The organism is Paludisphaera mucosa, assembly GCF_029589435.1.
GTDB classification, from domain to species: domain Bacteria; phylum Planctomycetota; class Planctomycetia; order Isosphaerales; family Isosphaeraceae; genus Paludisphaera; species Paludisphaera mucosa.
Genome location: NZ_JARRAG010000002.1, coordinates 40,471 through 64,705, shown reverse-complemented (window position 1 = coordinate 64,705; position 24,235 = coordinate 40,471). Strand labels below are relative to the sequence as shown.

The 24,235-nt window shown below is 70.9% G+C and carries 19 protein-coding genes; 10 read left to right on the top strand and 9 right to left on the bottom strand.

Annotated elements, in window-relative coordinates; all coding sequences use genetic code 11:
• Positions 1-11 precede the first annotated feature (11 nt).
• The 4 genes from shc to PZE19_RS09690 all read right to left on the bottom strand — a co-directional run bounded on the left by shc (position 12) and on the right by PZE19_RS09690 (position 6,978).
• Positions 12-2,039 (bottom strand): squalene--hopene cyclase, encoded by a 2,028-nt coding sequence (gene shc, locus PZE19_RS09705; RefSeq protein WP_277860409.1) that lies wholly within the window; start codon positions 2,037-2,039, stop codon positions 12-14.
• A gap of 239 nt (positions 2,040-2,278) precedes the next feature.
• A complete protein-coding gene (locus tag PZE19_RS09700; RefSeq protein ID WP_277860408.1) occupies positions 2,279-3,604 on the bottom strand; it encodes a BON domain-containing protein in 1,326 nt (441 codons plus the stop codon).
• A gap of 205 nt (positions 3,605-3,809) precedes the next feature.
• A complete protein-coding gene (locus PZE19_RS09695) occupies positions 3,810-6,155 on the bottom strand; it encodes a TolC family protein (RefSeq protein WP_277860407.1) in 2,346 nt (781 codons plus the stop codon).
• A 418-nt stretch (positions 6,156-6,573) separates the two neighbouring features.
• On the bottom strand, positions 6,574-6,978 hold the full coding sequence (locus tag PZE19_RS09690; protein ID WP_277860406.1) for an Mpo1-like protein: 405 nt from the start codon (positions 6,976-6,978) through the stop codon (positions 6,574-6,576).
• 144 nt (positions 6,979-7,122) lie between these two features.
• Between PZE19_RS09690 and lpxK the strand changes: the two genes are divergently transcribed.
• The 10 genes from lpxK (at position 7,123) to PZE19_RS09640 (ending at position 18,003) form a co-directional block, all read left to right on the top strand.
• Complete coding sequence (gene lpxK, locus PZE19_RS09685) at positions 7,123-8,199, top strand: tetraacyldisaccharide 4'-kinase (protein ID WP_277860405.1); 1,077 nt, start codon at positions 7,123-7,125, stop codon at positions 8,197-8,199.
• Positions 8,200-8,275: 76 nt separating this feature from the next.
• The gene (gene waaF, locus PZE19_RS09680) at positions 8,276-9,370 is read left to right on the top strand and encodes a lipopolysaccharide heptosyltransferase II (protein WP_277860404.1); all 1,095 of its coding nucleotides are present in this window, start codon (positions 8,276-8,278) and stop codon (positions 9,368-9,370) included.
• The gene (locus PZE19_RS09675; RefSeq protein ID WP_277860403.1) at positions 9,355-10,296 is read left to right on the top strand and encodes an NAD-dependent epimerase/dehydratase family protein; all 942 of its coding nucleotides are present in this window, start codon (positions 9,355-9,357) and stop codon (positions 10,294-10,296) included. The genes waaF and PZE19_RS09675 overlap by 16 nt, the downstream gene beginning before the upstream one ends.
• A 70-nt stretch (positions 10,297-10,366) precedes the next feature.
• On the top strand, positions 10,367-11,962 hold the full coding sequence (locus PZE19_RS09670) for a glycosyltransferase family 39 protein (RefSeq protein ID WP_277860402.1): 1,596 nt from the start codon (positions 10,367-10,369) through the stop codon (positions 11,960-11,962).
• Positions 11,959-12,810, top strand: a complete 852-nt coding sequence (locus PZE19_RS09665) for a lipopolysaccharide kinase InaA family protein (protein WP_277860401.1) — start codon at positions 11,959-11,961, stop codon at positions 12,808-12,810. Before PZE19_RS09670 ends, PZE19_RS09665 begins: the two co-directional genes overlap by 4 nt.
• 119 nt (positions 12,811-12,929) lie before the next feature.
• Positions 12,930-14,177 (top strand): glycosyltransferase family 4 protein, encoded by a 1,248-nt coding sequence (locus tag PZE19_RS09660; protein ID WP_277860400.1) that lies wholly within the window; start codon positions 12,930-12,932, stop codon positions 14,175-14,177.
• A 61-nt stretch (positions 14,178-14,238) separates the two neighbouring features.
• Positions 14,239-14,994, top strand: a complete 756-nt coding sequence (locus PZE19_RS09655) for a sugar phosphate nucleotidyltransferase (protein ID WP_277860399.1) — start codon at positions 14,239-14,241, stop codon at positions 14,992-14,994.
• A 14-nt stretch (positions 14,995-15,008) separates the two neighbouring features.
• Positions 15,009-16,817: a glycerol-3-phosphate 1-O-acyltransferase PlsY gene (gene plsY / locus PZE19_RS09650; RefSeq protein ID WP_277860398.1), complete on the top strand. Its 1,809-nt coding sequence runs from the start codon at positions 15,009-15,011 to the stop codon at positions 16,815-16,817.
• A gap of 89 nt (positions 16,818-16,906) precedes the next feature.
• Positions 16,907-17,332 carry an OsmC family protein gene (locus tag PZE19_RS09645; protein ID WP_277860397.1) on the top strand — a complete coding sequence of 142 codons (426 nt, stop codon included), beginning with the start codon at positions 16,907-16,909 and terminating at the stop codon, positions 17,330-17,332.
• Positions 17,333-17,370: 38 nt separating this feature from the next.
• The gene (locus PZE19_RS09640; protein ID WP_277860396.1) at positions 17,371-18,003 is read left to right on the top strand and encodes a hypothetical protein; all 633 of its coding nucleotides are present in this window, start codon (positions 17,371-17,373) and stop codon (positions 18,001-18,003) included.
• 4 nt (positions 18,004-18,007) lie between these two features.
• Here PZE19_RS09640 and PZE19_RS09635 read toward each other — a convergent pair whose 3' ends face one another.
• The 5 genes from PZE19_RS09635 to PZE19_RS09615 form a co-directional block, all read right to left on the bottom strand.
• On the bottom strand, positions 18,008-19,969 hold the full coding sequence (locus PZE19_RS09635; protein ID WP_277860395.1) for a hypothetical protein: 1,962 nt from the start codon (positions 19,967-19,969) through the stop codon (positions 18,008-18,010).
• Positions 19,970-20,063: 94 nt separating this feature from the next.
• Positions 20,064-20,765: a class I SAM-dependent methyltransferase gene (locus PZE19_RS09630; protein WP_277860394.1), complete on the bottom strand. Its 702-nt coding sequence runs from the start codon at positions 20,763-20,765 to the stop codon at positions 20,064-20,066.
• Positions 20,762-21,559, bottom strand: coding sequence for a glycosyltransferase (locus PZE19_RS09625; RefSeq protein ID WP_277860393.1), 798 nt, complete (start codon positions 21,557-21,559; stop codon positions 20,762-20,764). The genes PZE19_RS09630 and PZE19_RS09625 overlap by 4 nt, the downstream gene beginning before the upstream one ends.
• On the bottom strand, positions 21,559-22,581 hold the full coding sequence (locus tag PZE19_RS09620; RefSeq protein ID WP_277860392.1) for an NAD-dependent epimerase/dehydratase family protein: 1,023 nt from the start codon (positions 22,579-22,581) through the stop codon (positions 21,559-21,561). Before PZE19_RS09620 ends, PZE19_RS09625 begins: the two co-directional genes overlap by 1 nt.
• A gap of 163 nt (positions 22,582-22,744) precedes the next feature.
• Positions 22,745-23,959 carry a nucleotide sugar dehydrogenase gene (locus PZE19_RS09615; protein ID WP_277860391.1) on the bottom strand — a complete coding sequence of 405 codons (1,215 nt, stop codon included), beginning with the start codon at positions 23,957-23,959 and terminating at the stop codon, positions 22,745-22,747.
• Positions 23,960-24,235: the final 276 nt, after the last annotated feature.

The window sequence follows — 24,235 nt, the reverse complement described above, 5'->3', positions numbered from 1 at the left end:
GTGCGGACGGGTCAGGCGATCGGCCGGGGGTCGGCCGGGATGCGGCTCGCCAGCGCGCCGGGGGCGAGGCTCCGCTCCCGGGCGACGGCCCGGCCGTAGCGGGCGATCGCCATGAGCGGGAACGAGACCCGGTACAGGTGATACCGCAGGTAGAAGACCCGCGGGAAGCCCGTCCCGGTGAATTCGGGCTCGTCCCACGAGCCGTCCTCCAGCTGGGTGTCGACCAGGTGCTGGATCCCCCGGGCGACGGCGGGGGAGGAGGCCCGCCCCGCCGAGATCAGGCCGAGCAGCGCCCAGGAGGTCTGCGAGGCGGTCGGGGCGCCGGTCCCCTTCAGCTCGGGCTCGTCGTAGGTCCGGCAGGTCTCGCCCCAGCCGCCGCACGGCTGCTGGACCGATTCGAGCCAGTCGGCCGCCCGCACGAGCGCCGGGGCGTCCATCGGGTGGTCGATCGCCTTGAGGCCCTGCAGGACCTGCCAGGTGCCGTAGATGTAGTTCACGCCCCAGCGGCCGTACCAGCAGCCCTCGGGCTCCTGCGTCCGCCAGAGGTAGTCCAGGCCGCGGGCGACGGCCGGGTGGTCGAGGGCGTAGCCGAGGTCGCCGAGGGCCTCGATCACCCGGGCGGTGATGTCGGCGCAGCTCGGGTCGAGCATGGCGTTGTGGTCGGCGAACGGGACCTTGGTCAGGACCTCGTTGTCGATGTCGACGTCGAACGCCGCCCAGCCGCCGTCGCGGTTCTGCATGGCGAGCAGCCAGTCGACGCCGCGCTTGATCGCCTCGGCGAAGCGGGGCTCGTCGGCCTCGGACGACCGGAGCAGGGCCATCAGGACCATGGCCGTGTCGTCGATGTCGGGATAGAAGCCGTTGGCGTACTGGAAGTGCCAGCCCGTGGGCTCGACGCCCGGCCGGCGCACCTGCCAGTCGCCGCCGCGGCGCAGCTCCTTGCCGAGCAGCCAGTCCGCCGCCTTCTCGATGGCGGGCTCGTCGGTCGCGTCCTCGGCGTCCGCCAGCGCGATGGCCGCGATCGCCGTGTCCCACACGGGCGAGACGCAGGGCTGGAAGCGGGTCGTGTCGCCTTCCTCGATCCGCAGGTCGTCGAGCTGGCGCCAGGCCCAGGCCACGGCCGGCGAATCGTCGTCGTAGTCCAGGCACTTGAGGGCCAGGATCGTGTAGATCATGGGCGGGTAGATCGCCCCCAGCCCGTCGGAGTCCTCGAAGTGCTCGACCATCCAGCGATGCGCCGCCTGGAGCCCGCGACGACGCCACGAGGTCGGCAGCAGGCGGTCGGCCCACTTCAGGCCGCGGTCGACGGTCAGGAAGAACCGGCCCCACGAGAAGAACGGTTGACTCGGTTTCTTCCAGCGCTTGTCGCCGGCGATGAACAGCTCGTGGATCCCGCGCTCGGGGGGGAGCTTCCGGACCGGCTTGCAGTGCGAGACGATCGAGAGCGGCACGACGATCGACCGCGTCCAGGCCGACATCGCGCTGAGGCTGAAGTCCAGCCGCGAGGGGATCAGGGCCATCTCGGGCGGCACGGTCGGGCAGTCGTCGTACGAGATCTGGCCCAGCAGGGCGAGGTAGAACCGCGTGAAGCTGTTGCAGGCCGCCGCGCCCCCCTGGGCGAGCACGGCCGCCCGCGCCTTGACCATCGCCGGGTCGTCGACGGGCGTGCCCGTGAGCTTCAGTGCGAAGTACGCCTTCACCGACGTGCTGATCTCGGCGGGTCCGCCGGGATAGTTGGGCCAGCCCCCCTCGGGGAGCTGGTGCTTCAGCAGGTAGCGGGCGCAGCGACGGCAGACCTCCTCGCGCTCGCGGCCGAAGAAGGCCATGAGGAGGATGGATTCGGATTCCAGGATCGAGTCGCCTTCGAGCTCGCCCACCCAGTGGCCGTCGGCCTGCTGGCCGTTCCGCAGCCAGTTCCGGGTCCGGTCGAGCGCGGCGTCGTGGCCGCGGGCGAGGGCCGACTCTCGGGGCATCGACGACCGGATGAAGGAATGGGCCGTGGTGCCCTGGGGAGCGCCACCCTCCTTGTTGGCGATCATGCGTCGTCGATCCTCTTTCTCGCGTCGTGATCGAATGGCGGCCCGTCCGAAGATCGACGATGATCCCCGGCGCGCAGGCGGGCGTGGGGAGACTCCCCCCGAGTGGGAGGTCATCCTAAGCGGGTCGCCGAGATTCGATCAAGGTCAAACCCCCTCGCGATTTGCGACCTATTTTCCGGCGGTCGCGTCGAGGGGGCGGAGAGTCCGCCTATCCTTCTCAGTGTCGCGCGGCGGCCGATTCAGTCGGCCGTAAAGGTGGATTCGATGTGGAAATCGCGGAGCAGAGGGATCGAGCGGAGCAGGGCGTCGAGCCGCGCCGGATCTTCTGCCGGCGGCAGCGAGCCGCGCACCTGCACGACGTCGCCCTGCACGCGGACCCGGTCGACGTGCGCGGACTGGCCGGCGTGGCGGCGGATCTGGTGCAGGAAATAGGGCTCGAGGTCGTCGGGCCGGCCCTTGGTCCGCAGCGGGTTGGGATGATCCTCGTCGGGCAGGGGGAATTCCAGGTCGTCGACGACCTCGCGGACGCCCGCGGTCTGCTCGACGGCCCGGTACGCGAGCATCGCCTCGTAGGCGGAAGGGACCTTGCCCGTGATCGTGGCGACGTCGCCGCGGGTCTGGACGTCGACGCCCAGGCCCTTCAGCGAGGGGCGGCGCTCCAGCGATTGCTCGGCTCGCGCCGAGAGCGAGGCGCCCGGCTGCGCCGCGGGGGCCGCGGCGGGAACGGGCTGGGGCGCGGGGACGGCCGTCGGGGCCGGGGCCGGGACGTCTCCGGGGGCGGGGGGCGGCGGGACGCTCGGCTGAAGCTCGATCGGCTTGCCGTCGAGGGGCTGGGGCGGGGGAGGGGGCGTCTCGCGGCTGGCGACGCGGAGGTCGCTCGACACGCGGGTCACGCCGGGAGCCTTCCTGGCCTCTTGCTCGATCATCCGCTTGTCTTCTTCGCTGGCGACGACGCCGGACAGGGAGACCTGGCCGAACTCGTCGACGCTCAGGTGCACTTGCCCCTTCACGGGCGCGGAGGCGCGCCGCAGCCGCTCGTCGGCCGTCGGGGCCGGGCGCGCCTCGCCGGCGGCCGACGTCGCGTCGCCGCGCCGGGCGTAGCTGGGGGGGATGCTCAGGATCGGCGGCTCGAAGCCCCAGAAGGGATCGTCGAGGCGGCCGAAGAGGGGCTCGGGGTAGACGAAATACGGCGGCGGCCCGACCGGGGCCGCGGCGACCGCCGCGCCGGCGGCGTAGGACTGTTCGAGCGCGACGCGCTGGGCCTCGGCGGTGTCGATGACCAGGTCGTCGTGGGGGACCAGGCCCAGGTCGATGACCGTGCGGATCGCCATGTCGTGGACCGCCTTGGTCCCGACCTTGCCCGCCAGGATGATCTCGCCGCCCTTGCCGGTGGTCACCCGGATCGCATAGGGCAGGATGAGCGGATTCGCGCGAAGCGAGTCGACGACGGCCTGCTCGGGGGTCGCCCTGGTTTGCGCCGCGGCGGGCTGCTCGGCGGCGGCGAAAGATGAAGTTAAGGGGGCGGCGAGGGCCGCGAGGACGACGAATCGAAGGCGTCGGGACATGATGCTCGCCCCTTCCTGGTAGACGTGCCGCGCGCGTGGCGTCGAGCGGGGGACCTGTCGATGAATTTTATCGGTGACGGCTCCGTCGCGGCAAGGCCGTCGACTCGTCGCGCCCCTTCATCAGTCGTAAAAAACGCCGAAGGGCCGGCGCCCCGTGGGGAGCGCCGGCCCTTCGTTCGGTTCGATCGGACGTCGTGGCGACGCCTCAGCCCTGGGGCAGCGGGGGCAGGTCGACGACCTCGGGGAGCGGGGGCAAGGCTTCGGCCTCCTGCGCACCGGCCGGTGCGGCGGCGGGTGCGGGGGCCGGGCTCGGGCTCGGGGCCGGTCCGCTCGCCGGCAGGGCGGCGGGGTCGATCCGGGGGGCGTCGGCCGGCCGGGCCTCCGGCGCGGGGGTCTGCGAGAGGATCGGGGGCTCGCCGGCCGGGCGGTACGGGGGCATCGGGGTCGGCGGCGGTCCCAGCGGGCCGACGGGGGCCGGCATCGCGGGCAGGGGGCCGCCGTCTTCGACGCCCGGCGGCTGATGCGGCTCGACGGGGTCCGGCGTGGGCGGGCCGACGACGCGTTCGCGGTACATCGGGCCGTCGGGCGGGATCGGGATCTGCTTGTGGCCTTCCTGGATGTCGCGGGCCTGGACGTACGCCTTGCGGGGGTTGGGGCCCTCGGCGACCGCGATGTTGTTGTAGGCCAGGAGCGTCCCCTTGGCTTCCTCGAGGGCGACGATCGAGATGTTGTAGGTCGTCTTGTACTGGGCCTCGAGGGCGACGGCTTGGGCGTACTGGCTGACGGCGTCGAGGAAGCGGTCGATCGTGATCCGGCCTTCTTCGTAGTAGGCCCGCTGGGCGGCGAGCCGCTCGGCGGCCGCGGCCCGCAGCCGCGACGCGGTCTTGAACTGCTTGAAGTTGGCGTCGACCTCCAGGAAGAACCGGCTGAGCGAGTGGACCGTCTGGTGCACGACCTGCTGGAGGAAGGCCCGCTGCCGGAGCAGGGTGTACTGGGCCTGCCGGGTGCTGGCCAGCGGCGACCGCATCCCGAGCGGCATCTGGAACGACCAGCCGACCTGCCAGGTCCGGAAGTTGTTGTACAGGCCGGGATTGCCCGCGACGCCGGCGGCCCGCTGCTGGGCGGCGACCACGGGTTCCAGGGCCTTGACCGTGGCCCCCGTCATGACGGCCTCGGCCGTGTCGAGGTTCTGGCCCAGGCCGTTGAACTGGTAGAGGACGTTCAGGCTGAGCTGGGGGAGCAGCTGGTTGCGGGTGACCAGGAGCTGCAGCTCGGCGATCCGGACCAGCAGCTGCTGCTGGACGATGTCGGGCTGGAACGTGACCATCTGGGCCAGGCTCGACTCCCAGTCGGGCTCGAGGCGGGCCTCGGTCGGCGGCGTGACCGGGATGATCCGGCGGTTGTCGGCCGGCGGCAGGCCCAGGATGTTCCGGAGCTGACGCTCGGTCGTGATCACGTCGGCCGTCTTGGTGACCAGGTCGAGGTTGAACTGCTCCATCCGCTGTTGGGCCTCGGCGACGTCGGCGACCGTCCCCTTGCCGACGACCAGCTCGGCCTGTTCGCGGTTGACGATCTCGCGGGCCAGCTCGACGGCCTTCTCGGCCGACCAGAGCTGCACGTGCTGCTGGGCCAGGGCCCAGTACTGCTGCTCGATCGAGCGGACCTGGGCCATGATCTCGGCCTTGAATCGCCAGACGGCCGCGTCGGCGTTGAGCCGGGCGACGACGATCGGGGCGCGGTTGGCCTCCAGGCCGACGGGCGGGCCGGCCTGCTGGCCGGGCATCGGCGCGCTGCCCATCAAGGGCTGGGTCAGGGTCATCTGCAGGTTGGTCGTATACGCCGACGGCGTCACCAGGAACGTGCTGTTCTGGTACAGCCAGTTGACGTTGTGGACGATGCCGAGCTGGGCGCCGGTGGCGGTCCGCTTCTGCAGGCCGACCTGGAACTGGGCCGTGTCCTGGATCGAGATGACCGGCGTCTTGATCCCGGCGAGCTGGAACGTACCGCCCTGGACGGCGTTGTTGAACGGCTGGGTGCTCTTGCCCCAGGTCATGTTGGTGATGAGCCCGGTGTCGAAGACGCTGAGCGCCTGGGCGATCTGCGTCTCCTGGATCGCCGGGTCGTACACCGTCTGGAGCGTGCCGGCGCCGAGCGAGCTGGCGACGCCCGCCCCGGCCCCGGTGTTCAGCGGCGACGGCTCGAAGCCGCCGACCGGGATGCCCTGGGCGCCGAAGGCGATCACGCGGACCACCTCGGAGTTGTCCAGGCCGATCCGGATCGCCTCCTGGAGCGTCATCGGCCAGATCTCGTCGGCCTCGGGATCGTTGGTGGTGCGGGGCTTGGCGATCTTGGGGATCGGCAAGGACGTGCTACTCGACAGGAAATCGGCCTGCGTGACCTCCTTGTCCTCCAGGGCCATCTTCCCCATGTTGTCGTGGGGGACGGACTTGGTCTGGTCGATGTAGGGAAGTCTCTGGCAACCGGCGGAGCTCACCCAGGCCGCCAGCACGGCCATATGAGTCCAACGGTTCCTGCGTAAGGTCAATCGCATGGCCAGCCGTCCTTGACTAAGATCGCCATGTGACGCGTAACCCGAGGCGTGGGATCACGCCGCGCCATCCCTGGCTTGGCTCACGGAGTCTATCGCCCACGACTCGACTGCCGCCGTCGCATTCGGGCCGACTCGGTCGCGACCCTTCTCCAACACCCACGAGGCCGGCCGGGAAGAGATGCGGTGGCCGGTCCATCGTGCCGAAAACCTGCTGCGTCTGATCGAACATCCGACGACTCGGTCCCGGTTCCCATGAAGTGATCGGGGAATCGGGCTGTCGAAAGGTATCGGTCGTTCGTGTTCTGCGACTTGAAGCGATGAGGGGGAATTTACCGATCGTGCCGATTCTGCTCCAGGGGAAAATGCGAGGGCGCGACGCGGAACCGTCGGCGCACCCCGTCTCCGCTCTCCGCCGTCTTTAAAGGGACGGGCCGACTCGGGCCGTTCCCGCCCCGGCTGTGGATTCGCCCCCGCCGTCGCCCGGCGACGGCCGCGCCAGGCCGTCCAGCTCGTGGAAAGGGCCCGATCCCGGGGGGAATTCGACGTAAGGGACGCCCAGCAGCCGCTTGAAGTAGATGACCTCGCCGGGGTCGGTCCCTTCCAGGTAGTGCCCCGCCATCTGGAGTGCGTAACCGCCCACGAAAAGCCCGAGCGCCAGCACGAAGATGGGGAACGAGATCAGGAACGCGTACACGGCGAAGAGCAGCACCCCCAAAATGGTCAGCGGGATGCCGACCATGTGGAGCACGAAGCTGACCCCGCTGAGGTGCCGTTTCAGCCAGTGGACGACCAGGGGGTGGGGCGGCTCGGGAGGCGGGATCATGCGTCGGCCTTGGGTGGGAGGGGGTTCGGTGCGGCTTGACGGTCGGAGTCGCCAGCGGTTAGCCTCCTCGTCCTATCGTAACGACGGCCGCGGCCCTGCGGGAGTCGCGGCCCGATCGAGACCCAGCACCAGGACGGCGGTGGCGTGGCCCGAATCGATCCCGAAGTGTTCCTCAGGCTGATCCGCGGCGAGACCCGGGGCCCGCTGGCGGCCCTCGGCCGCATGGGGCTCGGCCTCGGGGCCGCGGGCTACGGGGTCGCCGTCGCCGCGCGGAACGCGGCGTTCGACCGCGGGCTCAAGGCCGTCCACCACGCGCGAGTGCCCGTGGTCTCGGTGGGGAACCTGACGCTGGGCGGGACCGGCAAGACCCCCATGGTCGAGTGGCTGGCGCGCTGGTATCGCGAGCGCGGCCTTCGCGTCTGCCTGATCAGCCGCGGCTACGGCCGGGCCGACGCGGTCAACGACGAGGCGCTCGTGCTGGAGGAGAACCTCCCCGACGTCCCCCACCTCCAGGACCCCGACCGGTCGCGGCTCGCCGAGATCGCGGTCGACGAGCTGGAAGCCGAGCTGATCCTACTCGACGACGGCTTCCAGCATCGCCGGCTGGCCCGCGACCTCGACCTCGTCCTGCTCGACGCCCTGGACCCCTTCGGCCTGGGCCGGATCTTCCCGCGCGGGCTGCTCCGCGAACCGGCCTCGTCGCTGCGGCGAGCGGGAGCGGTGATCGTTTCGCGGGCGGACCTCGTCCCGGCCGAGCGCCGGGCCTGGATCCGCGATGAGGCCCGCCGCCACGCGCCGTCGGTCCCGATCCTGGAAGCTCGCCACGCACCGCGAGACCTCGTCGACGGCGAAGGCTCCGTCGGCACGCTCGACGGCCTTCCCGGCCGGGCCGTCGCGGCCTTCTGCGGCATCGGCAACCCCGTGGGCTTCCGCCGCACGATCGAGTCGCTGGGTTGCCGGTTGGTCGACCTGCGGGTCTTCCCGGACCACCATCCCTACTCGGCCGACGACGTCGACGGGCTCGTCCGCTGGGCCGGGGCGACGGGGGCCGAACTCGTCTTGACCACGCAGAAGGATTTGGTGAAGCTCCGCCTCTCGAATCTCGGGGACGCGCCCCTCCGCGCGCTCCGGATCGGCCTGGAACTTCTGGGGGACGCCCGGCCGCTGGAAGGCCTGCTGGCGGGCCTGATCCCCGAGTCGCGGCCGGTCCCGGGAGCCTAGGGGGGCGGGGAGTCCGCGAGGATCGGCCGCCGGCAAGGACGCCGGACGGACCTGCCAGGGAAGGGCCCGGCCGCGCATGAACATCGTCGTCTTCCTCCCCAGCCTGATCGGCGACGCCGTCATGGCGACGCCCACCCTCCGGGCCCTGCGTCGCGGGTTCCCCTCGGGCCGGCTCTCGATCGTGGCGAAGCCCAACGTCGCCCCCGTGCTCGACGGGCTCGACTGGTTCGACGAGACGATCCTCTTCCACCCCCGCTCGAAGCTCCGCGAGCAGCGCACGCCGGCGCTCATCCGCCGGCTCCGCGGCGACCGCCCCGACGCGGCGGTCCTGCTGCCGAACTCGATCCGCACGGCCTGGATCGCGCGGCTGTCGGGGATCCCGCGCCGGGTGGGCTACGACCGCTACGCCCGCGGCTGGCTGCTGACCGACCGCCTGGCGCCTCCCCGCGACGCGGCCGGGAAGCTCCTGCCGTGCCCGATCGTCGAATACTACCTGGGCCTCGCCCACGTCCTGGGATGCCCCGGCGAGGGCGTCCGCCTGGAACTGGCGACCACCCCGGCCAACGAGGCCGCGGCCGACGAGGCCTGCACCGCGCTCGGCGTCGATCCCTCGGCCGGCCTGGTCTGCCTGAACACCGGCGGCGCCTTCGGCCCGGCCAAGGCCTGGCCCGCGGAATCGTTCGGCGTCCTGGCCCGCCGACTGGCCGAAGAATCGAACGTCTCGGTCGTCGTCCTCTGCGGCCCGTCCGAGCGGGACGAGGCCCGCAAGATCGTCGCGCTGGCCGCGCATCCCCGGGTCGCGAGCCTCGCCGACCGGGCTTTGAGCCTCGGCCTGTCGAAGGCGATGGTGCGCCGCGCCGACCTGCTCGTGACGACCGACTCGGGGCCCCGGCACTTCGCCGCGGCGTTCGGCACCCCGGTCGTCACGCTCTTCGGGCCGACGCGGATCGAGTGGACGCGGACGAACCACCCCAACGCGATCCACCTGTACCACCCGGTCCCCTGCGGGCCCTGCCAGCGACCCGTCTGCCCGCTGGGCCACCACCTCTGCATGAAGAACTTGAATCCCGACCGCGTCTTCGACGCTTCGCGACGTATGCTTTCAGGACGGCGACGCCCACGAGCGAGCCTGCGACCCGGAACCGAGGAGTTGACATGGCGACCTGGCTGATCACCGGTGCGGGCGGATGGCTGGGAGGCTGGGTCCTCGACGCCGTCGGGCGGACCCTGGCCGACGGGGACCGGATCGTCGTCCTGGGGCGGAACCGGCCCGCGTCGCTCCGCGGCGCGCTCTTCGTCGGGGCCGACCTCCGCGACCCTGAAGGGCTCGGCCGGGCCGTGCGCGACGTCGCGCCGGATTACGTGATCCACGCCGCCGGCAAGACGCCGCCGACCCCCGACGAAGAGATGTACGAGGCGAATTTCTGGGGGACGGACCGACTCCTGAACGCGCTCCGCCACCTGGATCGGCCCGTCCGCGTGGTCGTCGCCGGCTCGGCCGCCGAGCTGGGCCCGGTCGCAGCGGCCGACCTGCCGGTCGTCGAGGACCAGGTCTGCCGGCCCATGACGGCCTACGGCCGCAGCAAGGCGATGGCGACGGCCGCGGCCTTGGTCGCTCGGGGGCCGCTGGAGATCGTGGTCGGCCGGGTGTTCAACCCGGTGGGGCCGGGGATGCCCGAGTCGCTCGCCTTCGGCCGTTTCGCCGCGCAGCTCGCGGCGCCGGACCTCCCGCAGACGCTCCTCGCCGGCCGCCTCGACGCCCGCCGCGACTTCGTCGACGTCCGCGACGCCGCCAGGGCGCTGGTCGCGCTGGCGCACCAGGGGCAGGCCCGCCGCATCTACAACATCGGGTCGGGACACTCGCGTACGGTCCAGGAGGGGCTCGACCTGCTGATCCACCTGAGTGGCCGGTCGGTCCGGATCGGCCTCGACGCGGGTGCGACACGCCGGGGCGAGCCGGACGACTCGCGCGCCAGTCTCGACCGCATCACGGCCGAGACCGACTGGCGACCGTCGATCCCGTTCGAGCGGTCGATGGCCGACCTTTGGTCCGCCGCCTCGGCGCGCGGCGGCATGGCGCTGCCATTGACGGGCTGAAGGGTGCACCTATAATCGCGGCGGCGGCCGAGGATCGGCCCGCGGCAGGCCGAGGGTCAAGGAGGATCGGGTGGCGCACCGTCGCTGGCTCATCGGCATCTTGGCGTTCGCGGCGCTCCTCCACGCCGCGGCGATCGCCCGCACACTCGTCCCGGCGCAGGACGGCCTCAAATTCCTCGCCGTCGCGCGACGCTTTCAGACCGACCCCTGGGTCGACGTGGTCCGCGGCACCGACCAGCACCCCCTCTATCCGGCCCTCGTCGCGGCCGCGGAGCCGCTGACCGCGACGCTCGCAGGCCCCGGGCCCGACGCATGGCGGATCGCCGCCCAGGCGGTCTCGGCCGCCGCGTCGCTGCTCATGCTCCTGCCCCTGTTCGCGCTCGCCCGCAGGATCTTCGACGATCGCGTGGCGCTGGTCGCGGCCTTTCTGTACGTGCTGCTCCCCGTGCCGGCCGAGGTCGGTCGCGACACGCTTGGCAATGCGGTCGGCCTGCTGGGGATGACGACGTCGCTCTGGCTGGGCGCGACGGCGGTCCGCCGCGACTCTTGGCGGCTGGCCATGGCCTGCGGCCTGGTCGGCGGGGCGGCCTACCTGGCGAGGCCGGAGGCGATCGTCGCGCCGGCGGCCGTCGGCCTGGCGTACCTGGTCCACCTGGCCCGCACGCGGGGCATCCGCTCGATCGCCACGGCCCCCGCGCCGGCGGCCCTGGCGCTGGCCGTCCTGGTCTGCGTCGGCTCGTACGCCCTGGCGAAGGGGCAGGTCTCCGAGAAGCTCGCCCTGCGACACGCCGCCGCGCTCGGACCTCAGACGATCGTTCGTCGTTCGACGCCCCAGCCGCTCCCCCCGGGCCTCGACCGGGCGGCGCTGGACCTCTCGCCCAAGGAGGAGTCGAACGAGCGGACGCTGGACGGGCCATTCGACGCCCTGCGCTGGGTCGGCCGCCGCTGGTGGGACGAGATGTGCTGGGGCTTCGCGATCATGGCGATCTGGGGCCTCGCCCGACGGAGGTTCATCCGGACCGCCTGCGGTCGCGAGGCCGGCGATGGCTCCGCCGAGCGGCTGGTCCTGGGAATCTTCGCCGCGACGTACGTGCTGGTCCTAATGCGTCACGGCTCGAACCTCGGCTACCTGTCGGGCCGGCACGTGCTGCCGCTGGTGGCGATCTCGACGATCTGGTCGGCCGCGGGGATGGTCATCTGCCTGCAACGGCTGGGGACGAAGGTCCCGGCCTCGCCGCGGGCCTGGCGTGCGGTCGTGGTCGCGGCGACGGCCGTCGTGGCGACGGGCCTGGTCGCCTATCAACTTCGCACGGGTCACGAGAGCCGGCGGGGCCACTGGCAGGCCGGACGATGGCTCGCCGCGCACGCGGGGGCCGGCGACCAGATCCTCGACACCCGCGGCTGGGCCCGCTTCGTGGCCGGCCGGCCCGACGGCTACGACTACTGGCACGTCCGCCAGGCCCTCTCCGACCGCCATCTCGCCTACGTCGTCGTGGGGCGGGACGAGCTGGAGGCGAAGAGCCGACGCTCCGAGAGCCTCCACGCCTTGCTCGCCTTCGCGGCGACGCCCGTGCAGGACTTCCCGTCGCTCGTCGAGGGCCGCGACGTCGGGACGCGCATCTACCGCGTGAACCAACCGGTCTCCTGGGAAGGCTTCGCACCATGAGCCTCCGCGCGTTCTGGGAACGTCTGATCCGCGGCTCGCGCTGGTCGTGGGTCGACGACCGCTATCGCGAGGCCCTGCCGGCCGACTTCGACGCGTCGGTCATGACGATCGTCAGCCGCGACCGGCTGCACGCCAAGCAAGGGCGATCGACGGCCCGCGTCGTCTTCCACGCGCCCGAGGGGCGTCGGGTTTCGGTCTACCTGAAGCGACACTTCCGGCTCCCCTGGCCTGCCCGGCTGGCGGCGACCTTCAACCCCGCCGGTCGGCATTCCCCCGGGGCGGCCGAATGGGCCCACCTGGAGCGGGCGCGGGCCCTCGGCGTGCCGGTCCCGGACGTCGTCGCGGTCGGCGAGCGGGTCGGGCCGTGGGGTGCCTTGCAGAGCTACCTCGCCGTCGCCGAGCTGCCCGGCCGCGAGCTGAACGAGGTCCTCCCCGACCTGGAGCGATCGCTCGACCCCGAGAGCTTCGCCGCGATGAAGCGCCGGATCGTCCGCGAGATGGCCCGCATCGCCGCGACGATGCACCGCGCCCGGGTCTTCCACAAGGACCTCTACCTCTGTCACTTCTTCGTGAACCTGGAGAAGCTGGCCCGCGACCCGCGCGACGTCGAGCTGACCCTGATCGACCTGCACCGGCTCCGCGAACACCGGCTGACGGCCGATCGCTGGCGCTGGAAGGACCTGGGGCAGCTCCTCTTCTCGATGGAGGGGGTCGCCGGCGTCGCCCCTCGCGATGCGCTCCGGTTCTGGAAGCACTACCGCAAGGCGGCGGGCCTGCATCGGCCCGAATGGCAGGCGACGATGATCCGGCTGAAGGCGGCGCGGTATGCGGCCCACAACCAGGGCTGATCGAAAACCCGCCGGGTCCCGGGGAAAAGCTCCAGTCGCGGGCCGCCCGGGGGCGAAGAACAGACGATGACGGATCGCCGGGCGAGGGCCCGACGTGCAAGGACGCGGAGATGGAACCCATGCGGCTTGCCCTGAACTTCCCGAGGGTCGATCCCACGAAAGGCGGGGCCGAGACCTACATCGTCGACCTCTGCCGCAGCCTCACGCGCGGCGGGCACCAGGTCGACCTCTTCACGTCGAGCTGGGCCGAAGGGGCGCTCCCGCCCGAGGTCCGCTGCATCCGCGTCGAGGCCGAGGGCCGCAGCCGCCGCGAGCAGGTCGCCGGCTTCGCCGACGCCTCGGCGCGTCTGTTGAAAGCCGCCGACTACGACTGCACCGTCGGGTTCATCAACACGTACGAGCACGACGTCATCATCCCCCAGGGGGGCGTCCACGCCGGCAGCCTGCGGGCGAACGCGATGCGGTTCGCCAATCCCGTCGCGCGGCGGCTCTATGTCATGGGCAAGGTTCTGAACCCCAAGTTCTGGACCTTCCGCGCCATCGAGAAGCGGCAGTACGCCCCCGAACGCCAGGCCCGGGTGGTGGCGGTGAGCCGGATGGTCTCCCGGCACCTCCAGGAATTCGCCGGGGTCCCGAAATCGCGGATTCACGTCGTCCCCAACGCGATCGACCCCGACCGCGTCCTCGTCCCCCAGCCGGGGGCGACGCGTTGCGCCTTCCGCAACCGGATCGGGCTGGAGCCGGGCGACCTGGTCGGCCTGTTCGTCGGCCACAACTACGCGCTCAAGGGCCTCGAACCGCTGATCCGCGGACTTGCCGCCCGGAATGGGACCGAGTTGAAGCCCATCCACCTGATCGTCTGCGGCGGCGGCCGTCCGGGATGGTATCGCCGCCTCGCGAATCGGCTGGGCGTGGGCGAATACGTCCACTTCCTCGGGTTCCACGACGACGTCCGCGAGTGCTACTGGTCGAGCGACTTCTTCGTCTCGCCGACGTATTACGACCCCTGTTCGCTGGTCGTCTTCGAGGCCCTGGCCTGCGGCCTGCCCGTGATCACCACCGCCTGCAACGGCGCCAGCGAGCTGATGACCGACGGCCGCCAGGGATACGTGCTGCCGACGCCCGACGCGCGGACCGAGCTGGTCGCCGCGCTCGACCGCCTGGCCGACGACGCCCACCGCCGCGCGATGTCGGCCGAGGCTGCGAAGCTGGGTCGGGAATGGACCTTCGACCGCCACGTCGAGGCCCTCGTGCGGGTCTTCCAGGAGGTCGCCGCCGCCAAGGCGAAGCACGCCTCGCACGGCAAGCGGCCCGCCGCCCCGCACGTCGCGAAGACCAGGAATCGCAAGAAGGCGGGACGGGGTTGACGCCCGCCCGAGCCGTTCGGAATTCGATCCAACGAGTACCAGGGAAGGGGAGGACGGGACCATGAAGGCCGTGATCCTGGCGGGAGGGAAGGGGACGCGATTGCGGCCCTACACCCACGTCCTGCCCAAGCCGTTGATGCCGCTGGGCGAAGACGACCCGATGCCGATCATCGAGGTCGTCCTGCGGCAGCTCGCCCGCTTCGGCTTCCGCGACGTCACGATCATCACCGGTTACCTCACCGAGCTGATCGAGACCTTCTGCGGCGACGGCCGGAAGTTCGGCGCGAAGATCTCGTACCGTCGCGAGGTCGCGCCCCTGGGCACGGCGGGCGGCCTGACGCTGATCAAGCGCCCCGAGGAGCCGGTGCTCGTCATCAACGGCGACATCCTCACGACGCTCGACTACGGCTCGATGTTCGACTTCCACCAGACCCGCGGCGCGGCGGCGACGATCGCGTCTTACCCGCGCGAGGTGAAGATCGACTTCGGCGTCCTCCAGTTCGGCGACGACCCCCACGTCTTGACGGGGTACCAGGAGAAGCCCGAGTATTCCTTCCAGGTCAGCATGGGCGTGTACATCCTGGACCCCCTGGCGTGGGACTACCTCGTCCCCGGCCAGGCGGTGACGATGCCCGAGCTGCTCGAAGCGATGCGGAAGACCGGCCGGCCCGTCCACTGCTACAAGCAGAAGTGCTACTGGCTGGACATCGGCCGCCACGACGACTACGCGACGGCCAACGAGATCTTCGACAACCGCCGCGCCGCGTTCCTGGGGCAGCCCGACAAGGCGGTCCTCAAGATCGGCCGGGACGACTGACGGGAGCGTCGCCGTTGAGCTGGACCTACGTCGCGACCGCCCTCGCCGCCTACCTGATCGGGTCGATCCCGTTCGGCTACCTGATCTATTACGCCCTCACCAAAGAAGACGTGCGCAAGGTCGGCTCGGGCAACATCGGCGCGACGAACGTCGGCCGGCTGCTGGGGTTCCGCTTCTTCGTCCTCGTGTTCGCGCTCGACGTGCTCAAGGGCCTCCTGCCGACGCTACTGCTGCCGATGATGTTCGCCCGGCTGGGCTGGGACGTCCCGACCGACCTCCCCGTCGCGGCGGCGCTGGGGGCGATCCTCGGGCACAACTTCCCGGTCTTCCTGGGCTTCCACGGCGGCAAGGGGGTGGCGACCAGCCTGGGGGCCCTGCTGGCCCTTTTGCCGGGATGCTGCGGCGTCGCGGCGGTCGCGTTCTTCGCCGTCTTCGCGGTCTCGCGGTACGTGTCGCTCTCGTCGATCGCCGGCGGGCTGGCCTTCGGGGCGAGCTATTTCTGGTGGACGTCGGACCCCTGGGCCCCGTCGCATCGCGCATTGAGCGCCCTGGTCGCGGCCGTGGTCGTCTTGCTGATCGCGCGGCATCGCAAGAACGTGGGCCGGCTGCTGGCGGGGACCGAGAACCGCGTGAACTTCCGGCGGCCGAAGGCGGACGGCGCGTCGCCCCCCGCGCAGCCCTCGGGCATGATCCGCCCGGGAGTGCTCGCGGGCCTGGCCGTCGCCGCAGCCGTGCTGTTCGGGGCCGGCGCCCTGATCCTCCGACGGGCCCAGACGCCCGTCGAGGCGATCGCCGGGCCGTGGCTCCTCCACGAGACCCACCGCGAGGCCACCGGCCAGCAACGCTCGACGCGGGTCGCCTTCGACGCGGCCGGCGATCGCCTCGCGGTCCTCTGCCCGCGCTACAATCGCATCCTGACCTACCGCATTGACGACGACGCCAAGCTCTCGCCTCTGGCGAAGATCGCCGTCGACGGCCGGCCCGTGGCCATCGCGGTCGTGGGCGGGAACGTCGCCGTGCTCCAGCGGCCCGTCAACGACGCCAAGCACCTCGGGCCCGGCTGGCTCGACGTCTTCGCGCTCGACGGCGGGCGGGTCGGGTCGCGGGTCGAGGCGGGGTATTATCCCGACGACCTGGCGGCCACGCCCGACGGGGCCTTCCTGATCGTCCTGGCCTCCGGCCGCGGCGAAGGGGACGTCACGAAGCACGCCCCCGAACTGTCCGTCTTCGCGACGTCGGCGGTCCTTGGATCGACTCCCACCACGGCCGTCGGCAGGCTCGCGTTCGAGGACGGCGACGACCTCGACCGGCTGACCCTCTCGCAACGCGGATCTCACGCGCTGGCGACGCTGGTCCGGCAGAAGACCGCGGTCGCGATCGACCTGACGGATCCGTCGACCCCTCGTCTGGCCGGCCGAATGGACCTTCAACGCGTCGATGAGCCTTACGTCTCGGCGTCGGACGACGGCGACTGGATCCTCGTCCCCGCCCAGGACGAGCGCGACGCCGTCGCGGTCACGTCGTCGCCGGTCCAAGCCCAGCATCAAGAATCTGCGGGGAAAGCCGGCTATCTCGTCGTCGCGCGGCCGGACGATTCCTCGCTCGAGATGGTCCAGATCGCCCCGCCGATCGTGCTGGGACGGTTCCCGGTCCTCGGGCCGTTGAACGTGGGCGGGGCCGAGCCTTCAGGGTTGGCCTATTGCGCGCGTCGTCGGCTGCTGGCCGCCGCGACCAAGCCGGGAACGGTCCATCTCATCCGCCTGGAATCGCGGGTGGACGCGATCGCCGCGGCACCCCCGGCGTCCCGCTTCGCCGCCCGCTGAGGGGTTGATTCGCGGCCGTTCCGTACAATGATTGGAAGTTCCGGGCGAACTTCCTCCATGACGAGACTCCACGAGGGCGCAGCACCATCATGAAAACGCACGGGTCCGCCGTCTGGCGGGGCGGGATCAAGGACGGCAAGGGCGCGATCTCGACCAGGAGCGGGGCGCTCCAGGAATACCCCTACGGCTTCTCCAGCCGCTTCGAGGGCAAGCCGGGCACGAACCCCGAAGAGCTGATCGGGGCGGCCCACGCCGGCTGCTTCACGATGGCGCTCTCGCTGATCCTGGGCGAGGCCGGGCTCACGGCCGAGCGCATGGAGACCACGGCCGACGTGACCCTCGACAAGGAGGGCGACGGCTTCGCGATCAAGACGGTCCACCTGACGCTCCGGGCGAAGATCCCGGGCGCCGACGAGGCGAAGTTCGCGGAACTGGCCGCCAAGGCCAAGGCCGGCTGTCCGGTCTCGAAGCTCCTGAAGGCCGAGATCACCCTCGACGCGGCGCTCGAAAGCTGAACGGCCGGTCGCGACTCACCCTCCCGGGAGCACCTTCGATGCGAACCACGCCGACTCGAATCCCCGGGTATTGCCCCACCTGCCGTCGGACGGTCGCCAAGGCCGACCCGTCGAAGCTCTGCGCCCATTGCGGCGACAGGATCGTCCCCCAGGGCTACTGCCCGGTCTGCGAGGGCTTCCAGCTCGGGGGGGACGGGGCGGTCTGCCGCAAGCACGACGTGCCGCTGGAGGCGGCCCCGCCGACCTCCTCGGGCGTCGATGCGGCGGGGCCCTGGGTCGAGGTGGCCCACTATCCCGACGCCATGGACTGCCAGCCCCTGCGCATCCGGCTGGAGGCCGAAGGCATCCCCACCACGATCGACGGCGAGCGCATGGGGTCTCGGTCGATGTATGCGATCGCGACCGGCGGGGTCGTCCTACGCGTGCCGCAGAGCCTGGCGGGGGACGCCCGCGTCATCCTCTCGCAGACCTGGTCCAAAGACTCCGCCGAGCTGGGAATCGAGGACGACGACTGGGACGACCTGGACGACGACGGCCTGGGCGCGAGCGAACAGGACGACCGGTCGTGGCGGGGGCTGTCCCTGAAGATCGTCGCCGCCGGGCTCCTGATCGAGGCGGTGTACTTCGTCTACGCGACCGTCAAGTTCTTCCTTCGCGTCGGCGAGGGTTGACCGTTCAGCGTGCGACGGGGCCCCCGGTCGAGGTCGCCACGGCCGGCGGGGCCACGACGTCGCCGCCCGACTTCAGTGCCGTGATCTTGAACTCGGGCTTGAGCCGCCCGCTCGGGTCGTGGAACGAGACCCCGATCACCTCGTCGGCGACGCCCTCCTGGAAGAGGTGGACCACGCCCATGATGTTGCGCGGGAGGCTGCTGACGAGGAACCCGCCCGCCGTGTTCCGCCAGACGAGCCGGTGGTTGGCCGGCTCGCCGTCCTTGTACTCGACCCGGATCAGGGGCGGATCCACCTTGTAGAGCATCGCCTGGAGCTTGCCCAGCAGCGACAGCTCGAAATCGACCTTGATGAACGTCAGCCCGCGGCCGGCGTCGGGCGGCTGATAGGATTTCGTGAAGCCGCTCGAGGCGACGTCGAGCCGTTGCGTCCCCTGCCATCGGGGCTTTTCCCGCCGCTGGAGCAGGAGGAGCGGGCCGTCGCCCGCGACGCAGTCGTACCAGCGGAGCATCTCGATCCAGGTCCGCGGATCGACGATGCAGGGATGCTCGTAGTCGATCGCCACGTGCGAGTAGACGATGAACTTCGGCGCGTTCGCGCCGCGGTAGTGATCGGCGCACATCTGGTCGAGCAGCGGCGTGTAGGCGCAGTACGACTGGAAGACCGGCCGCGGCCGCCAGTTCAGGTCGTTGGCCCAGACGTACGACGTCTCCCACGGATAGATGTCGACGGGGGCCGTGCCGATCCGCTCCAGGAACGCGTCCGGCAGGACCTGCTCGCGCTTCGCCTTGGAGTCGTAGGCGCGCATCGCGGCCCGGGTCCGATCGAGCTTGCAGAGGGCGACCCAGTTTTCGGCCCCGCGGGTCACGACCTTCTCGACCGACGTGGGGGCGTACCAGAAGCCCGAGACCAGGATGAGTGCGACGGCGACGGTCGCCCCGATCCTCGTCCTGAATGTGCGGCTCGCCGCCGGCAGCACCAGCGCGGAAAGGCTGACCATCACGGGCCAGGCGCTCAGGAAGTGGCCGAGCGACTGCCGGACGACCGTCCCCTTGTAGAGGACGAACATCGGGAAGAGCATGATCGCGAACGCCGGCGCCATCGCCGACCGCCGCGCCAGGCTGACGATCAGGCCCAGGGCCGCGAGGCCCAGCATGCTGACCATCAGGTTGAACCCGCTGCTCGCCGGATCGTCGCTGGTCATCTGGGTCGAATAGGCCGACGCCAGCTCTCGCGACGCCCGGAGGAACGGCCAGAGGGCGTCGAGCGGGCCGCTGTAGGCCCGGAAGAACGCGGCCATCGAGCCGAAATAGACCAGGCCCAGCAGGGCGAGGCGCATCCACACCCGCGGGCTGTGGTCGCGGGCGAGTCGCATGAGCACCCATATCCCCAGGGCGCCCGTGCAGGCGACCCCGAGGTTGAACTTCGTCAGGACCGCCGCCCCGGCGATGAAAGCGGCCGGGACGGCCCATTCGGGCCGGCGGTCGAGCTCCGCAAGGACGAGGAAGCCGGTGACGGTCAGGATCATCGCGCCGGCGAGGATCAGGTTGAAGTCGTTGTCCAGGGCGATGCCGCTCATCGCCGTCGTGGCGGCGAAGACCAGGGGGGCGATGTAGCCCTTGACCCGGAAGAGCAGGACGCCGACCGACGTCCACCAGAAGAGGTGGAGCCCCAGCCGCAGGGCCACCGCGTGGAGGTTGACGTCGCCGTATTCCTTGGGGATGAGGGCGAAGCCCAGGGGCCCGTAGGTGAACACGAAGTCGCGGCCGTGGACCAGTCCCTTGGCCGCCGAGAGGTACAACGCGGCGCACCACGAGGGGTCGAGGCCGGCGCCCATCTGCGTGATCCACTGGGGGATCGTGAGCATGATGAAAGCCACCAGCAGGAGGACGCGCCAGACGATCCCGGCGACGGGGGTCGCATCATCTCGGCTCGCGTCGGCGATCAGCCCCGGCTCCGCGGTCATCGCATCCTCCATGACAGGCTCCGTCGGCGCGTCGCGCCGGCGTTCGGACGGGCGGCGTCCTGCCGCGGCCGTCGGGTCCGACTCCCGGCTCCGGTCAGGCGGGGCGACGGGCGACGAGGAAGAACTGGGCGCCGAAGAACCGCCAGGCCCACGGCATCTGCAGGTAGAGCCGGACCAGCCAGGGGGCGCTCGGGAGCTTGCTCCGGAACGAGAACGGCAGCGTGCGGGCGAGTTCCACCTCGACCTGGAAGCCGGACAGCTCCAGGGCCTCGGCGACCGACTTCTCCGTGAGCGCCAGGTGGTGGTCGAAGTAGTCGTAGTAGTCGGCCGCGCAGGCGCGGAAGTTGGGCCCCAGGATCATGACCCGCCCGCCCGGCTTGAGCGCGCCGCGGACGGCCTCGAAGACGGCCAGGACCTGCTCGCGGGTCCGGCAGTGTTCGAGGAAGTTGGACATGAAGGCCGCGTCGAAGTGCGCGGCGGGGACGACCTCGCCGAGCCGCTCGGCGGCGATCTCGTGGACCGTCACGTCGGGGTTGGCGTGGCGGCGGGTCTCGGGGTTCAGGTCGACCGCGACGCGCTCGCCGGCCTCGACGTTGTTGATGAACTCGCAATAGCCCGCGGCCACCTCGAGCACGCTGCCGCCCGCGGGGACGTAGCGGTTGAACCAGGACTCGCAGAGGACCCGCCAGACCGCCGTGCGCCGGGTCAGCACCTGCTTGCCGAACCGGTTGCGGTAGATCTGCTCGACGAGGTTCTCCAGCGGCGCGTCCGCCTCGATTCCGATCGTTCGCGTCATCGTGCTCCTCGCGGCGCCCGCCGGGGCGAAAGGGCGTATGCGTACCAGTACAAGTAACGGGGGAGCCATTTCATGAGCCGGAACCGCGACTCGCCCGCCGTGCGGTCCCGCCAGTGGCTCGGGACCTCGGCGATCGCCTCGCCGCGGCGGAAGGCCTTGGCGGTCAGCTCCAGCGCCAGCTCGAAGCCGCCGGTGCTCTCGATGCCCATCTCGCGCACCAGGGCGGCGTCGTAGAGCCGGAAGTTGTTCGTGGCGTCGTGGGTCGGGAACCGCGCGACGTACCAGAGCGAGAGGCCGGCCAGGCGGCTGAGGGTCCGCTTCAGCCACGGGCCCCCCTCCTGGCTCCCCCCCTTCATGTAGCGGCTGGGGCAGACGATCCGGTGGCCCTGGCGGTACAGGTCGAGCATCCCGGGGACGACCCGCAGGTCGTCCGAGAGGTCGGCCATGACGACCAGGGCGGGGCCGTCGCCGACCTCGTCGAACCCGGTCTTGATCGCCCCGACGACGCCCCGGCCGTGGCGGTTCTTCACCAGCCGCAGCCAGGGGCGGTCCTGGGCGAAGGACCGGGCCACGGGGACCGTCGTGTCCTCGTCGAAGTCGTAGACGACGTGGAGCTCGAACGGCCGCGGCACGTCGCGCTCGATCTCGGCCAGCAGCGCGGGGAAGTTCTCCCCCTCGTTGTAGACCGGCACGACCAGCGCCAGGGGCTTGTCGGCGCGGGGGCCGACCACGGCGTGGGGGCCGGCCCCGATGCGTCGGCCGGTCCGTCGGGCTCCCGTCGTCTGCGTTCCCATCAGATGACTCCGGCTGCGAGCTGCTTGTCGACCCAGGGGATGACCTCGTCGAGGATCTCGTCGAGCGGCGTGTCGGCCGAGAAGCCGATCAGGTCGCGGGCCTTCTCGACGGTCGGGATCCGGCACTGCACGTCGTACTGGAAGGGCTTGTCGGAGACCGTGCGGAACGGCTTCCACTCGCCGTGGACCTTCTTCCAGATCAGCTCGGCCAGCTCCATGACGGTCGTGGAGGCGGCCGTCGAGAGGTTGAAGTCCTCGTTCATGGCCGCCGGGTGCTCGACGCAGAGCCGGATGCCGCGGGCGAGGTCGCCGCCGTAGGTGTAGTGGCGCACCTGCGTGCCGTCGCCGAGGATGTGCAGCGGGTCCTGGCCCTTGAGGACCTTCTGGACCAGGTCGGGGACGACGTGGCTCATGGCGAGCTTGACGTTGCCCGAGAGGATCTCGACGTCGCACTTGGCCCGGCGCTCGCCGATGCCGACGCAGTTGAACGGCCGGGCGATCGTGAACGGCAGCCCGTACTGCTCGTAGGCGCCCTGGGCGAAGTACTCGACGGCCAGCTTCTGGAAGCCGTAGGTCGAGGCCGGCGGCGGGCAGGCCCGGTGGTCGCCCTCGTGGCTGGGGAACCGCGTCGCGTTCTCGAAGACCATCGACGACGAGACGACGGTGATCTTCTTCAACCTGGCGTGCCGGTAGGCCCAGATGGCCGCGTCGAAGGTCGAGGCGGTGATCCGCTCGTTCTCGGCCAGCAGGTCGTAGGCGAACGTGTGGAAGTAGCTGATGCCGCCGATCATGGCCGCGCCGGCGACGACGTGGTCGCAGTCGGCGAGCAGCTCCTTCATCAGCCCGACGTCCTTGGCGTCGCCGCGGACCAGCGTGTAGTTCGCGTTGTCGAGGCTGTTGTGCTCGATGTCGCCGTACTTCGAGAAGTTGTCGACGCCGACGACCTCGTGGCCGTGCGCGAGCAACTCCTCGACGAGGTAGCCGCCGATGAACCCGGCCGATCCTGTCACCATGATCTTCATGAACGGTCCCTCTCGGGCCTGGCGCGGGTCGCGCGGCCGGTATCCATACGGGGGAAGGGGGCGATCGGCCCGAGGCGGCCGGGCGATCGATCGGAACGGGCGAGGCTCCATCCGGCCGTGCGGGGAGGGGGGCTCGGGCCCCGGCCCCGCATCGGGCCCGGCGTCAGGCGGCGGTGCGGGTCTCGGCCTCGACGTCCTGCTCCGACGGCCGCTTCAGGAAGTTGAAGACGTCGACCACCGGCTTGCGGATCGAGAGCCCCCGATAGTCGTCGTGGCAGGCCCCCAGGAACACCACGTCGGCCTCGTCGAGCGCCGTCTCCAGCGAGACGAACGACGGGTCGTCGATGTAGGGGTCGGTGCAGAGTACCTTGCGGCTCTCGAACGTCAAGACCTTCCGGAGCTTGTAGGCCAGCGAGTCGCGGGGGTCGTCGTTGTTCCCCTTGAACGCCATTCCCAGGATCGCGACGGTCGCCGTCGACAGGTCGTAGCGCGCCTTGGCCGACTCGACGAGGAACGTGGGCAGCCCCTCGTTGATCATCATCGCGGCCTGGCCGAGCACGAAGTCGTTGTGGTTGAACGCGGCGAGTTGCATCGTGTCCTTGAGCAGGCAGGGCCCGCCGGCGAACCCGGCCCCGGGGAACCCGGACATGCGGGGATAGTCGGTGGTCATCGCCTTGCGGACGCGGTCGAAGTCCGCGCCGAACTTGCCGGCGATCACGTAGAACTGGTTGGCGATCGCGAAGTTGATGTAGCGGTAGCTGTTGCAGAAGAGCTTGCAGAGCTCGGCCTCGACCGGCGGGATCTCGATCATCTTCGAGCCCAGCATGCCGAACAGCGCCGAGGCCCGCCGGGTCGCCGTCGGGGTGGCCCCGCCGATGATCTGGGGGAGGCTGCCGGTCTCTTCGAGCGCGAAGCCCTGGGCGATGCGCTCGGGGCAGTGGGCCACGTCGACCCGGAGGCCCCGGTCGCGGGTCCGCTGGTCGAGCCGGCTGGTGACGCCGGGGAAGACCGTGCTCCGCAGGATGAGGAGCTGGCCGTCGTGCATGCGGTCGAGGATCGCCCCCATCGCCCGGTCGAAGGTCCGGATCTGCGGGCTGAGGAACTCGTCGACCGGCGTGCCGATCGTGACGATCACCGTCTCGCTGCGGCCGACGGCGTCCGGATCCATGGTCACGCTCAGGCGGCCGTCGGCGAGGACTTCCGCCAGCGACTCGTCCGCGCCCCGCTCGAGGAACGGCATCCGCCCCTCGGCGACGCTCCTCACCCGCGACTCGCTGTTGTCGAGGAGGGTCACCCGCGCGCCCGCGACCGAGAGCGCGATCCCCAGCGGGAGGCCGATGTGGCCGCAGCCTCCGACGATGCAGACGGAATGTTTCATCTCGAAAATCCCTTTTCGGAGATCGTTTCCGACGCCCCGCCGGACCGTCGGCCGGCGCATCGATCGTCCCGACGGCCAAATCGCACGTCGGTCCCGTCGGCCCGTCCCTCGCGGGGCGCCCTCTCGCTCGCGTCCTTGCCAGCTTCGACTTCCCGGCTCGAAGGGAGGTCCCAGACCAACCCTCTCGCCCCTGCACCGCGGCCTCGTCTCGACATGACGGGGGGCCACTCCCGATCGACCGGAGAAGAATCGACTCCAGGCGCGGACGGGAGTGCT